Source organism: Stenotrophomonas acidaminiphila (assembly GCF_001431595.1).
Lineage (GTDB): Bacteria > Pseudomonadota > Gammaproteobacteria > Xanthomonadales > Xanthomonadaceae > Stenotrophomonas > Stenotrophomonas acidaminiphila.
The window spans coordinates 68581-81415 of the sequence record NZ_LDJO01000014.1 but is presented as its reverse complement, the minus strand read 5'-3'; the positions used below and the strand labels follow the sequence as shown (position 1 = coordinate 81415).

11 protein-coding genes are annotated in these 12835 nt (G+C 70.1%); 3 read left to right on the top strand and 8 right to left on the bottom strand.

What is annotated here, in order from left to right; genetic code table 11:
- Nucleotides 1-69: 69 nt before the first annotated feature.
- From ABB33_RS03840 to ABB33_RS03825, 4 genes are all read right to left on the bottom strand, one after another.
- The gene (locus ABB33_RS03840) at nucleotides 70-510 is read right to left on the bottom strand and encodes a BLUF domain-containing protein (protein ID WP_056931206.1); all 441 of its coding nucleotides are present in this window, start codon (nucleotides 508-510) and stop codon (nucleotides 70-72) included.
- Between the two features lie 84 nt (nucleotides 511-594).
- Nucleotides 595-2655, bottom strand: a complete 2061-nt coding sequence (locus ABB33_RS03835) for a TonB-dependent copper receptor (RefSeq protein WP_056931205.1) — start codon at nucleotides 2653-2655, stop codon at nucleotides 595-597.
- Between the two features lie 69 nt (nucleotides 2656-2724).
- Entirely contained in the window at nucleotides 2725-3147 is a 423-nt protein-coding gene (locus tag ABB33_RS03830) for a DUF2946 family protein (protein ID WP_082594976.1), read from the bottom strand.
- Between the two features lie 203 nt (nucleotides 3148-3350).
- Nucleotides 3351-4334 (bottom strand): LysR family transcriptional regulator, encoded by a 984-nt coding sequence (locus ABB33_RS03825; RefSeq protein WP_056931204.1) that lies wholly within the window; start codon nucleotides 4332-4334, stop codon nucleotides 3351-3353.
- A 163-nt stretch (nucleotides 4335-4497) separates the two neighbouring features.
- Here ABB33_RS03825 and cysG point away from each other — a divergent pair, with 163 nt between their 5' ends.
- The 3 genes from cysG to ABB33_RS03810 all read left to right on the top strand — a co-directional run bounded on the left by cysG (nucleotide 4498) and on the right by ABB33_RS03810 (nucleotide 7700).
- Nucleotides 4498-5961 (top strand): siroheme synthase CysG, encoded by a 1464-nt coding sequence (gene cysG / locus ABB33_RS03820; protein ID WP_082594975.1) that lies wholly within the window; start codon nucleotides 4498-4500, stop codon nucleotides 5959-5961.
- A gap of 19 nt (nucleotides 5962-5980) precedes the next feature.
- On the top strand, nucleotides 5981-6940 hold the full coding sequence (gene cysK, locus ABB33_RS03815; RefSeq protein ID WP_054667306.1) for a cysteine synthase A: 960 nt from the start codon (nucleotides 5981-5983) through the stop codon (nucleotides 6938-6940).
- Nucleotides 6941-7118: 178 nt separating this feature from the next.
- The gene (locus tag ABB33_RS03810; RefSeq protein ID WP_054667308.1) at nucleotides 7119-7700 is read left to right on the top strand and encodes an O-acetyl-ADP-ribose deacetylase; all 582 of its coding nucleotides are present in this window, start codon (nucleotides 7119-7121) and stop codon (nucleotides 7698-7700) included.
- Between the two features lie 94 nt (nucleotides 7701-7794).
- Here the strand turns inward: ABB33_RS03810 and ABB33_RS03805 are convergent, their stop codons facing one another.
- The 4 genes from ABB33_RS03805 to ABB33_RS03790 all read right to left on the bottom strand — a co-directional run bounded on the left by ABB33_RS03805 (nucleotide 7795) and on the right by ABB33_RS03790 (nucleotide 12595).
- Nucleotides 7795-8799 carry a class I fructose-bisphosphate aldolase gene (locus ABB33_RS03805; protein ID WP_056931203.1) on the bottom strand — a complete coding sequence of 335 codons (1005 nt, stop codon included), beginning with the start codon at nucleotides 8797-8799 and terminating at the stop codon, nucleotides 7795-7797.
- A 164-nt stretch (nucleotides 8800-8963) separates the two neighbouring features.
- Complete coding sequence (gene pyk / locus ABB33_RS03800) at nucleotides 8964-10430, bottom strand: pyruvate kinase (protein WP_054667312.1); 1467 nt, start codon at nucleotides 10428-10430, stop codon at nucleotides 8964-8966.
- A 345-nt stretch (nucleotides 10431-10775) separates the two neighbouring features.
- Nucleotides 10776-11420, bottom strand: a complete 645-nt coding sequence (locus ABB33_RS03795; protein ID WP_056931202.1) for an HAD hydrolase-like protein — start codon at nucleotides 11418-11420, stop codon at nucleotides 10776-10778.
- On the bottom strand, nucleotides 11417-12595 hold the full coding sequence (locus ABB33_RS03790) for a phosphoglycerate kinase (RefSeq protein ID WP_054667316.1): 1179 nt from the start codon (nucleotides 12593-12595) through the stop codon (nucleotides 11417-11419). Before ABB33_RS03790 ends, ABB33_RS03795 begins: the two co-directional genes overlap by 4 nt.
- Between the last annotated feature and the right edge of the window lie 240 nt (nucleotides 12596-12835).

Here is a 12835-nt window from a genome sequence, read left to right as displayed (position 1 = left end):
GCGGGCAATGGTGCCCGCAAGGGACGCTGGGGGCAGCCGCCGTGTGGGCGTTGCCCACCTGGAGCGGGCTCAGCAGAGCGCGGCTTCCTGCTGCTCCCAGAACGCCAGCAACCCGCGCAGCCCCGGCGTATCGCCGGCGTGTGCCAGGTCCTCTTCCAGATAACGCGCTTCCTGTTGCCACTGGCGGCTGCTCAACTGCAGCAGCACGCTGCCGTCGGTACGCGCACAGCCCATATGCCACTGCATGAAATGCAACTGCTGCACCGGCCCGTCCTGCAGCACGTCCAGTTCGACATGCATGCGCGACTCGCGGATGCGTGCGTAGATCCGTTCCACGCCGGCGTCCGGCCCTTCGAAATACTGGAAGAAGCGCTGGCCGTCGTAGAGCAGCACGCCGGTGACGCCTTCCATGCTGTTGTGTGCGCGCGCGTCGACCAGCAGGTGGTCGAGGTCGGCCGGGGTCAACCCGGCCACGGCGGTACTGGTGTAGGCCACGGCCCGGTGCGTCATCTGCGGTTCCCTGCTCCGTCCCTGGTCGCGCAAGCATGACACAGGTCTCCCGCCGCCGGTGGCCCGGCAGCGGGAACCGTGGCGTCAGTAGCGATAATCCAGCTTCAACCAGAGCGTGCGGCCGGGCTCGTTGATCCGCACCGGGTCGGCGGGGAAGCCGAAGTCGGCGCTGCCGGCCAGGTTCAGGTGCTCGGCATAGGCGCGGTCGAACAGGTTGTCCACGCCGGCACTGGCCCGCAGGCCGTCGCTGATGCGGTAGGCGGCATTGAGCGACAGCGTGGCGAAACCGGCGCTCGGGCCGAGATCACGCGCGACCACGTTGCCTTCGTCCTGCGCCACCCGGTCCTGCCCGGCGACCACCCGCAGCAACGCCCCGGTCGACCAGCGCGCGTGTTCCCAGGACGCGCTGAAACGGCCTTCCAGCGGCGGGATCTGCGGTAGCGGCCGCTGCTCGTCGCGGTTCTCGCCCCAGGCATAGGCCAGCGTGCTGCCCAGCTTCAGGCCCTGTGCCGGCCGCCATTCCAGCCCGGCCTCGGCGCCGGCGATGCGCGCATCGACATTGCCCGCACGCGTGCTGCTGCCCATCATGCCGCCGCTGCGGTAGGTGAACAGGATGTAGTCCTGCAGGCGCCCCGCGTACGCCGACACCCAGGCATCGAGCGTGCGCCCGCGGAACTGCAGGCCGAGGTCGAGCTGGGTGGTCTTCTCCGGCTTCACCCCGGCGAAAGCGTTGACGCTGCCGGCCGGGCCGGCGTCGGCCGAGAACAACTCCCAGTAGTCGGGCATGCGCTCGCTGTGGCCGAGCCCGGCATACCAGGTCCAGGCCTGGCCGTGATCGCGCTCGTAGCGCAGGAAGCCGCTGCCCAGCGTCTGCTCGCGCGTCTGCCCGGCGGTGGGGTTGGGCATGGACATCATCCCGCTGGTCAGGCGCAGGTCCTTGGCCTGCGCCTTGTCCACCCGCAACCCACTCACCCAGCGCCGCGGCGTGTCCTCGCCGAAGGTCAGCTCGGCGAATGCGCCGGTGTTGCTGAGTTCGGCATCGCGGGTCCACGGCATCTGCCTCCAGGTGTCGCGGCCCATGCCCTTGCGCTTGCGGTGGCGGCTGTCCTGGGCGTCGATGCCGGCGACGATGGCCACGTCCTGCCAGCGCCACTCCGAGGCGATGCGGCCGCCGCTGGTGCGCCGTGCCACGTTGGACGCCATCGGCATCGGCATGCTGCCGTTCGGGTTGGGCGTGCGCAGCGTGTAGTTGTCCATCAGGTGGTCGGCCTCGTTGTAATACAGGCTGGCCTGCAGCTTGTCCCATGCCCCCGGCAGGTTGCCGCGCTCGAAACGCAGGCCGTAGCTGCTGCGCTTGAACGCCGCCCCGTCCATGCCACGGCCGGCGTAGCGGGCCAGGGCATCGCCGGTACCGGCATTGAGTTCGACCACCGTGTCGGCATCCGGCGTCCAGCCGACGGCGACATCGGCGTTCCACTTGCGCCAGCGCGACGGCACCACCTCGCCATTGCCGTCGCGGTAGTCGCCAGACTCGGAGCGGTTGCCGTTGACCCGCACGTAGCCCGGGCGGCTGCCGAAGCTGGCGTCGAGCATCTGGTCGTTGCGGCTGTTGGAGCCGCCCAGCGCACTGGCCTGCAGCTCCATGCCCGGTGCGTCGAAGCGTGGCATGTCGCGCTCGAAGCGCACCGTGCCGGCCGAAGCGCCGGCCCCCCAGCGCACGCTCTGCGGCCCCTTGATGACGGTCAGCCGGTCATAGGTTTCCGGCGCGATGTAGGACAGCGGATTGTCCATGCGCGAGGGACAGGCGCCGAGCAGATTGCCGTCGTTGGTGAGGATGTTCAGCCGCGAGCCGGACATGCCGCGCAGCACCGGGTCGCCATTGGTGCCACCGTTGCGGATAGCGGAGAAACCGGGAACGGTCTTGAGGTAGTCGGCGCCATCGCTGGCGGGCACCGGCTGCCGCGGCAGGCGCGGGTCGGTAACCCAGTTCAGCGGCGAGGACGGCGCGGCGTTGGTCACGACCAGGGTGTCCAGGGTCTTGATCGAATCGGGCTCGTCGGCGTGCGCGAGCAGGGGAAACAGCGCCAGGCAGACGCAGGCGGCCAGGCACGCCGGGGCGCCCGGCGTACGGGAAACGGGATACATGGAATTCTCCGGTACGACATGCCACGTGCCGCATGAAGCGACAGGCAGCGGGAAAAAGGGGATCTGTCGTCAGGAGAACAACGGCGGCCCGCGCGCCGGATGCGCCGGCCAGCGCAGGCCGGCATTGAACAGCGAGGCGCGCAGCGGCTGCGGCGCGATGTGGTACAGCAGCGGTGCCAGCAGGAGCAGCACCGCCAGCCACGGCAGCAGCCGCGACGCCATGGTGCAGTAGTCGCATGCCTCGCCATGGGCGGCGTGCGGATCAGGCGCAGGGGCCTTGCCCGTGGTGCCGGCGGCGGCACCGGCATGGCCGGCATGCGCGTCCCTCGCAGGCGGCATGTCCTGCGTCCCGCCGGGCATGGCCATGGCCGGCATCGCATGCGCCATGGACGCATGCGCACCCCGCACGGCCTGCATCCCGCGGCTCACCACCGGCGCCAGCGCCATCAGCAGCGCGGCTGCCAGCGCGAGCAGCAACATCCAGCGGTGCATGTGCGGGGATCGGATCACACTCCGATTTTAAGACCCCGCCGCGGCCGTCCATGTGCGACACATCGCCGCAGGGCTAGCGGGCAACGCCCGGCCCGGTGGCATCGCCGGTGCGGGCCGCCGGGCGCCACGCCCCGCCAGGCCGCACGATCCTGGTGCGCATCGACGCAGCTGGCGCGCCCGGCATCCGCGGCCGGTCGCCGGCCTCAATTGGTGATGGTCTGGGTCAGTTCTTCCCAGCTCGGCGGTACCGGCCAGTCGGCCGCCTGGTTGCCGTCCAGCACGCGCCGCAGGTCGCGCTTGTCGATCTGCGGGGCCAGCACGTGCACCAGCTCCAGTGCGTAGTCGCGCAGCACGCGGTCGCGCGGCAGCACTGCCCACGCGGTGCACTCGGGAATCGCCGATGGCGCCGGCCAGGCGCGCAGGTCGCCGTCGCCGGCGCTGACCGCCATCTCCGCCAGCAGCCCCACGCCCAGGCCGGCGCGCACATAGGTCTTGATCAGGTCGGCGTCGAGCGCGGTCAGGGCCAGGTCCGGCTCCAGGCCATGGGTGGCGAAGGCGCGGCGCAGCGAGGAACTGGGCCGGGTCGAGGATTCGTAACTGATCAGCGGATGGGCGGCCAGCGCGGCCATGTCCGGCAGCTTGCCGGCACGGTCGAGCGCATGGCCCTTGGGCACCAGTACCAGCCGCCGCCAGCGGTACAGCGGCACCGCGATGCCGGTACTGGGTTCGCCGCCGGCGGTGCTGACGATGGCGATGTCGGCGTCGCCCTGGCTGAGCAGGTCCAGCGCATCGCTCTCGGCTGCCTGCTGCAGGTGCACGCTGACCTGCGGATAGGCCTGCTTGATCCGCGCCACCGCCGGCGGCAGCACGAAGCGCGCCTGGGTATGGGTGGTGGTCAGTACCAGCTGGCCGTGGCTCTCGCGGCGCTGGTTGGCGGCGTAGGTGCGGATGTTGTTGGCTTCGGCCAGCACCAGCCGCGCCCGCGCGATCACTTCCGCGCCGGCCGGGGTCACCGACTCCAGGCTGCGCCCCTTGCGCACGAACAGCAGGAAGCCCAGCTCGTCCTCCAGCTGCTTGAGCTGCTTGGACAGCCCCGGCTGGGTGGCGTGCACGCGCGTGGCCGCCAGCGTAATGTTCAGCTCGGCATCGGCGATTGCCACCAGGTAGCGCAGTTGGGTAAGGGTCATCGAGGGTCGGGGCGGTGGCTCGGCGGGGACCGGTCCACTGTAGGTCAGATCGCACGACCCACTTATAACCGAAAGTAATTTGATAGGCGGGGCAAGTCATTTCCGGGGTCCGCGGGGCGGGACTACGGTCAGCATCCCTGCCACGACCGCCGCTCCTGCCACCTTGGACGCCCCCCTGTTCCCGCTGTTCGCCGATCTCAACGGCCGCGCCGTGCTGGTTGTCGGCGGTGGCGCGGTGGCCGGGCGCAAGGTCGAGGCGCTGCTGCACGCCGGGGCGCGGCCCCGGGTCGGTGCGCCGCACCTGTCGCCGGCACTGCGGGAGCTGGCCGAGGCCGGCCGCATCGACTGGCTGCCCGGCCTGTTCGACACGCGCTGGCTGGCCGAAGACGTGTGGCTGGTGGTCGCCGCCACCGATACGGCCACGGTGAACCAGGCGGTCGCCCGCGCGGCCGAGGCGCAGCGGTTGTTCGTGAACGTGGTCGACGACGCGCAGCTGTCGCGCTTCCACGTGCCGGCCGTGGTCGAACGCGGCGCCCTGCAGATCGCCATCTCCAGCGGCGGCGCCGCGCCGATGGTGGCGCGGCATGTCCGCCGCCGGCTGGAAGAGCTGTTCGATGGCGCCTGGGGCCAGCTGACCGCACTGGCCGGGCGCCACCGCCCCGCCATCCGCGCGCGCTTCCCGGACACCGCCGCACGCCGCCGCTTCTTCGACCGCCTGCTCGACGGCCCGGTGCTGGAGCTGCTGCGCCGCCATCGCCCTGCCGACGCCGAATCCGCGCTGCGGCAGGCGATGGCCGACGAACCGCCGGCAGCGGCCGGCTCGGTGGTGCTGGTCGGTGCCGGTTCCGGCGACCCCGGCCTGCTCACCCTGGCCGCATTGCGCGCGCTCAACCAGGCCGACGTGATCCTGCACGACCGCCTGGTCAGCGCCGAGGTGCTGCAGCTCGCCCGCCGCGACGCCGACCGCATCGAAGTCGGCAAGTCCGCGCGCGGCCACAGCACCCGCCAGGAGCATATCCACGCACTGATGCTGGAACACGCCCGCGCCGGTCGCCGCGTGGTACGACTCAAGGGCGGCGATGCCTTCGTGTTCGGCCGCGGTGGCGAGGAGCTGCAGTTCCTGCGTGCGCACGGCATCGCCTACGAGGTGGTGCCGGGCATCACCGCGGCACTGGCCTGCGCCGCGCACGCCGGCATCCCGCTCACCCACCGCGACCACGCCCAGCAGCTGCGCCTGGTCACCGCGCATTGCCGCGATTCACTGGACACGCTCGACTGGCGCGCGCTGGCCGCGCCGCGGCAGACCCTGGTGTTCTACATGGGCGTGGCCGCGCTGGCGCAGATCCAGGCGCGCCTGCTCGAAGCCGGGCTGCCCGCCGCCACGCCGTTCGCGCTGGTGGAGAACGGCTCGCGCCCGGGCCAGCGGGTGGTCAGCGGACACCTGCGGCAACTGGCAGATGCCGCCACCACGCACGCGGTGCAGTCGCCGGCGCTGCTGGTCGTCGGCGAGGTGGCCGCGCTGGCGAACGAACTGCACTGGTACGGCCAGGCGCCGCTGCCAGCCGCTCCCCGCACATCCTCACTTTCAGCAAAGACGCCGGCGGCCACACTGGCCGACGCCGCCTGATTCCTTCCAGGAGATCCCCATGGCCATCTACAGCAACATCCTCGACACCGTCGGCAATACCCCGGTGGTCAAGCTCAACCGCCTGGCGCCGGCCGGGGTGGACGTCTACGTCAAGGTCGAGTCGTTCAACCCCGGTGGCTCGGTCAAGGACCGACTGGCGCTGGCGATCGTGCTCGACGCCGAAAAGCGCGGCGTGCTCAAGCCCGGCGACACCATCGTCGAGGCCACGTCGGGCAACACCGGCGTGGCCCTGGCCATGGTCGCGGCCGCGCGCGGCTACAAGTTCGTGGCGGTGATGACCGAGACCTTCTCGGTGGAACGCCGCAAGGCGATGCGCGCATACGGCGCCAAGGTGATCCTGACCCCGGCCGCGGCACGTGGCACCGGCATGGTGGAAAAGGCGAAGGAACTGGCCGCCAGGCACGGCTGGTTCCTGGCCAGCCAGTTCGCCAACCCGGCCAATCCGGCCTACCACCGCAACACCACCGCCGCCGAGATCCTGCGCGACTTCGCCGGCAAGCGGCTGGACTACTTCGTCAGCGGCTGGGGCACCGGCGGCACCCTGACCGGCGTGGGCGAGGTGCTGAAGCTGGCGCGCCCGGACACCCGCATCATCGCCACCGAGCCGGCCGGCGCGGCGCTGCTCAAGGGCGACGAGTGGAAGCCGCACAAGATCCAGGGCTGGACCCCGGACTTCCTGCCGGACGTGCTCAACCGCAACGTCTACGACGCGCTGTACACGGTGCAGGACGAACGCGCGATCGAGACTTCGCGCCGGCTGGCCGCCGAGGAGGGCATCTTCGTCGGCATCTCCTCCGGCGCCACCGCCGCCACCGCGCTGGAGGTCGCCGCCACCGCACCGGCCGGCTCGGTGATCCTGGCCATGCTGCCCGATACCGGCGAACGCTATTTCTCCACCCCGCTGTTCGCCGACATCAACGAAGGCAGCGACGACGACTGGCTGGCCGGCCTGCCGTAACCCCGCGCTCCACACGCCGCCCTCTCCTCTGCACAAGGCCGCCCCCGGGCGGCCTTGCTGCTTGCCGGGCACCGCGTCGCAGCCGCGGAGACGCGTGTTCCTCAGACTTTGCCGCGGGCCGGCGCAAGCCGTGCATCCGTCACGTTTTGCTCATATACGGAAAGGGAAGATCACGGGCATGAACATCGACATCTGGCACGGCGACATCACCACCCTCGACGTGGACGCCATCGTCAACGCGGCCAACGAGAGCCTGCTCGGCGGCGGCGGTGTCGACGGCGCGATCCACAGCGCGGCCGGGCCGGGCCTGCTGGCCGAATGCGCGCGCCTGCCGGAACTGCGCCCGGGCGTGCGCTGCCCGCCGGGCGAGGTCCGCGCCACCGCCGGCCATGCGCTGCCGGCGCGTCATGTGTTCCACGCCGTCGGCCCGGTCTGGCACGGCGGCCAGCGCGACGAAGCCGCCCTGCTCGCCAACTGCTACTGGCAATCGCTGCGGCTGGCCGAGCAGATGCGACTTGAATCGATCGCCTTCCCGGCGATCAGCTGCGGCGTCTACGGTTACCCCATGCACCAGGCCGCCGCCATCGCCGTCACCGAAACGGTGACCTGGCAGAAGAGCCACGCGCGGCCGGTGCGCATCGTGCTGGTGGCCTACAACACCGCCACCTTCAAGGCCTACCAGCAGGCACTGGCCGTTGCCGCCCAGGCACATGTGGCGGTGGCCATGGACGATCATCCGCTGCCATCGTTCGCGCGTTAGCGGCGCGCGGGCCGCCAGTCACGCTGCGGGCCTGCATACATGGAAACGCCGGCACAGGGCCGGCGTTTCCACATCCATCACGGGCAGCGGCCGGTCAGCCTTCCCACTTGCCCAGCGCCGCCAGGCCGTTTTCCCGGGCACGCTCGTACACGGTCTTCTGCGCGGCCTCGTAGTTGCCCTTCATGTCCTTGGCCCACAGCTTCAAGGCGGCCTGCTGCATGGCGCGGCCGTAGGAGAAGCTCAGCGGCCACGGCAGCTTGTCGAGCTGGTTCATGGCGTTCAGGTGCGCGGTGGACTGCTCGTCGCTCTGGCCGCCGGACAGGAACACCACGCCCGGCAGGATCGCCGGCACGGTGCTCTTCAGGCACATCACGGTGGCTTCGGCCACTTCCTCGACATCGGCCTGCTCGTCGCAGTCCTTGCCGGAGATGACCATCGAGGCCTTCAGGATGGTGCCTTCCAGCAGCACGTTCTGCTGGTACAGCGCGTCGAACAGCGAGCGCAGGGTGGCTTCGGTGACTTCGTAGCAGGTCTCGATGTCGTGGTCGCCGTCCATGATCACTTCCGGCTCGACCATCGGCACCAGGCCGCATTCCTGGCACAGCGCGGCGTAGCGGGCCAGCGCGTGGGCGTTGGACTCGATGCAGGTGCCCGACGGGATGCTCTCGCCGATGTTGATGACCGCACGCCACTTGGCGAAGCGCGCGCCCAGCTTGTAGTACTCCTGCAGGCGCTCGCGCAGGCCGTCCAGGCCTTCGGTGACCAGTTCGCCCGGGCAGCCGGCCAGCGGGTGCGCGCCCTTGTCGACCTTGATGCCCGGGATCATGCCGTGGTCGGCCATGTACTTGGCGAACGGCACGCCGTCGCGGGTGCTCTGGCGGATGGTTTCGTCGTACAGGATCGCGCCGGAAATGTGCTCGTTGAGCTTGGGCGTGGTCAGCAGCAGCTCGCGGTAGGCACGGCGGTTCTCTTCGGTGTTCTCGATGCCGACGCTGGCGAAGCGCTTGGCGATCGTGCCGGTGGATTCGTCGATGGCGATGATGCCCTTGCCCGGGGCGACCATGGCCTGGGCGGTTTCAGCCAGCAGTTCGATGCTCATGAAGTTCCTGTGACGGGGTGCGGGAAAACCCGGATTATAGCCCGCGGCCGTCGTTGGCCGGCCGTGAGGACGCACTGGAACCGGTTTCAATCCACCCGCCAGGACAATTCCTGTCCACCGCGGTCACGCACGGGCCACCGTGGTGGCCCGTGCAGGCATGTCGGTCAGAGTTCGCCCAGTCCGCTGGCGCGGCCGTCATTGCCGACTTCGAGCAGGCGCAGGGTGTTGGTGGCACCGTGGGTTTCCATGTGCTCGCCGCTGGTGAAAACGACGCGGTCACCGGCCTGCAGCAGGCCGGCCTCGACCAGCAGGCGGATGCTGCCGCGCGCGGCTTCGCGCGGGGTGAAGCCACGGCTGTCGAAGTTGATCGGGAACACGTCGCGCATCAACGCCATCTGCCGGCGTGCGCCATCGTGGCGGGTCACCGCGAACACCGGCGCCTTGGCGCGGAACCGCGACAGGTAACGCGCGGTGCCGCCGGACTCGGTCATCGCCACGATCGCGCGCACGCCCACGTGCTGGGACAGGAACATGGTGGCCATGGCGATGGCCTGGTCGGCGCGCTCCAGGTTGCGCGGCGAGGCGTTGAAATCGGTGTCGATCTGGAACTGGCGTTCGGCACCGAGGCAGATGCGCGCCATCGCCTCGACCGCCTTGACCGGATAGGCGCCGGCGGCGGTCTCGGCCGACAGCATCACCGCGTCGGTGCCGTCGATGACCGAATTGGCCACGTCCAGCACTTCAGCGCGGGTCGGGATCGGGCTTTCGACCATCGACTGCAGCATCTGCGTGGCGGTGATCACCACCTTGTTCTGCGCCAGCGCGGCCTTGATGATCTTCTTCTGCAGGCCCGGCAGTTCGGCGTCGCCGATTTCCACGCCCAGGTCGCCGCGCGCGACCATCACCACGTCGCTGGCCTCGACGATCTCCTCCAGGTTCTCGATCGCCTCGGTACGTTCGATCTTGGAGACCAGCGCCGCATCGCAGCCATGCTGGCGGGCAATGGCGCGGGCGTCGTTCATGTCCTGCGCGTTGCGGCAGAACGAGACGGCGATGAAGTCCACGCCGATCTTCGCCACGATGCCGATCAGCTCCTTGTCGCGTTCGGTCAACGCGCCCAGCGACAGGCCGCCGCCCTGCTTGTTCAGGCCCTTGCGGTCGGACAGCACGCCGTCGTTGAGCACGGTGTTGATGATGCGCTCGCCCTGCACCTCCACCACCTGCAGCTGCATCAGGCCATCGTCCAGCAGCAGCACGTCGCCCGGGCCCACGTCCTGCGGCAGGCCGAGGTAGCTCACGCCCACCTGGGTGGCATCGCCGGGCGCCGCGTCGGCCTTGGCGATCAGGTCGAAGCGGTCACCGGCCTTGAGCTGCACCTTGCCTTCGGCGAAGCGCTCGATGCGGATCTTCGGGCCCGGCAGGTCGGCCAGGATGCCCACTTCCACGCCGACCCGGTTCGCGGCGGCACGCACTTCGGCGGCGCGCTTGGCCTGGCCGGACGGATCACCATGGGAGAAGTTCAGGCGCACCACGTTGACACCGGCGCGGAACAGATCGTCGAGCACGCCCGGCGCATCGGTGGCCGGTCCGAGGGTGGCGAGGATCTTGGTGCGGCGCTGGCGTTCGATCATGGTGCAAAAACTCCCTGAAAGGCCGCCGAAATTAGCATATCCAGTGCATGACAACGATGTCGCATACGATTTCAGAAGACACTTTCCACGCTGTCCCGCAGACAGCGCGGACAGCATGTCCGGACATCGCCATCACCCTGCACCGCGCTGTCGCCAACCAAGCAACAACCAGACACGCACGAGTCTCGACTTGTCGGCATGGGACAGCCCGGCGGCCAGTCAGGACAACGCGACGGCAACGACCGGCACATGCGACGGACCGGTTGCGGCTGTCGCCCGCCGGCGCGCATGCACGGCGCGCGCGGCTTCAGCGTACGCAGCGCTCCGCCCGCCGCTGCGGTGGCGTCAGCGCGACAGCAGCCGCGCCAGCTCGGCGGGCGTGCCGGCCAGCGAACCGGCCCCGGCAGCGCTCAGTTCCTCGCGGCCGCCGAAGCCCCACAGGACGCCGACGTTGCGCATGCCATGGTGGCGCGCGCCCTCGATGTCCATGCGCCGGTCGCCGATCATCCAGCACTGCGCGGGCGCCAGCGACAACCGCTGCAGCGCTTCGGCGATCAACTCCGGCTTGTGGCTGCGCACGCCGTCGGCGGTGGCACCGATAACGTCCTCGAAACAGCCGCCGAACGGCAGGTGCTCCACGATCCGCCGCGCGTGCGGCTCGTTCTTGGCCGTGACCACCGCCAGCCGGTGGCCGGCGGCATGCAGCCCCTGCACCACCTCGCCGATGCCGGCATAGACGTCATGTTCCTGCCAGCCGTGCAGTTCGAAGCGTTCGCGATACAGCGCCACCGCCTGTTCGACGCGCTGCGCATCGCCGAACAGCGGGGTGAAGCTGGTGCGCAGCGCCGGTCCGATCCAGCGGCGCAGCTCGGCCGGCGGCGGCACCGGCTGCTGCATCCGCTCCAAACCGTAGGCCACGCAGCGGGTGATGCCGACGGCCGAATCGATCAGCGTGCCGTCGAGATCGAAGAACAGCACATCGCGGCTCACGCCCCGCGGGCCTCCAGCGCCGCTACCGCCGGCAGGGTCTTGCCCTCGAGGAACTCCAGGAACGCGCCGCCGCCGGTGGAGATGTAGCTGACCTTGTCGGCGATGCCGTACTTGTCCACCGCGGCCAGGGTGTCGCCACCGCCGGCGATGGAGAATGCGCTGGACGCGGCGATGGCGCGGGCCAGCGCTTCGGTGCCCTTGCCGAAGGCATCGAACTCGAACACACCGACCGGGCCGTTCCACACCACGGTGCCGGCCCTGGCGATCAGCGCGGCGTACTGCGCGGCGGTCTGCGGGCCGATGTCCAGGATCATGTCGTCGGCGCCCACCGCATCGACCGCCTTGATGGTGGCCGGCGCATCGGCGGCAAAGGCCGGGGCCACGACCACGTCGACCGGCAGCGGGATCTCGGCACCGCGCGCCCGGGCGGCCGCGTCGATGCTGCGGGCCGTTTCCAGCAGGTCGTTCTCGACCAGCGACTTGCCCACGCCATGGCCCTCGGCGGCGATGAAGGTGTTGGCGATGCCGCCGCCGACGATCAGCTGGTCGACCTTGCCGACCAGGCTGGAGAGCAGCTCGAGCTTGGTCGAGACCTTGGAGCCGGCGACGATCGCCAGCAGCGGCCGCGCGGGGTTGGCCAGCGCCTTGTCCAGCGCATCCAGCTCGGCCATCAGCAGCGGGCCACCGGCGGCGACCGGGGCGAAGCGGATCACGCCATGGGTCGAGGCCTGCGCACGGTGCGCGGTACCGAAGGCATCCATCACGAACACGTCGCACAGCGCGGCGTACTTCTTCGACAGGGCTTCGTCATCCTTGCCCTCGCCCACGTTCATGCGGCAGTTCTCCAGCAGCACGATCCTGCCCGGGGCCACGTCCACGCCGTCCACCCAGTCCTTGACCAGCGGCACCTCGACACCCAGCAGCTGGGACAGGCGCGCGGCCACCGGCGCCAGCGAGTCGGCCTCGCTCCACACGCCTTCCTTCGGTCGCCCAAGGTGCGAGGTCACCAGCACGGCGGCGCCCTTCTCCAGCGCCAGCTTCAGGGTCGGCAGCGAGGCGGTGATGCGCTGTTCGGAGGTGATCGTGCCGTTGTCGTCGATCGGCACGTTGAGATCCTGGCGGATCAGGACACGCTTGCCGGAAAGATCAAGGTCGGTCATGCGAACGATGGACATGGGCAATTCTCTGGCTTCTCGGGAAGGAGTGGGGGACGTCGTGGAGCCGCCGGCCATGGCACGGCATGCCGGGCTGGGAACGTCGGTCCCGGCGGCGCGGCTGGCCGATGCGGCAGTCCACCCTGGCCGCCTCGTGCCCCGGTCAACCCGCAGGCGCTTGCCGGCGGGGTCGAACTGGGCCATGCGGACGATGGACAGGGCGGGTCGGCTCCGGAAGACTGTCGGTAAACCGTGATTCTC